The 340-nt window shown below is 31.5% G+C and carries 1 protein-coding gene; it reads right to left on the minus strand.

Going from position 1 to position 340, the window contains the following annotated elements; genetic code table 11:
* The coding region (locus tag C1E99_RS14810; protein ID WP_161951217.1) for a hypothetical protein at positions 1–340 on the minus strand (340 nt) is incomplete at both ends.

Genomic DNA, 340 nt, shown 5'->3' on the forward strand with positions numbered 1-340 from the left:
AATTGCATTTACAAGCAATCTTTCTTCAACTTGAGACTGTACAAAGGAGTGACCAGTATTAGCTAAAATCACTTTCCCGGAATCTAAAAATTCAATAAATCCGTCTTGTGATAGTTTGTCGAATGTTTCCGACATATCCGCATTTTCTGTGCTTAAAGTCAATGTTTTTTGGTGATAAGTTCGATAAACTTTTTCTAAGAATTCTAGAGGTAAGGGACAATTTAATTGTGTCAAAGCACCAATAATTATTTGTTCAAAGACAGTCAATTTACGATCGAAGTCATATTTATTTATACATGACATAATCGCATGAATGCTAAAATTTGAAGCTGATATTTTA

The sequence above is a fragment of the Streptococcus suis genome, assembly GCF_002964045.1.
GTDB lineage: Bacteria > Bacillota > Bacilli > Lactobacillales > Streptococcaceae > Streptococcus > Streptococcus suis_U.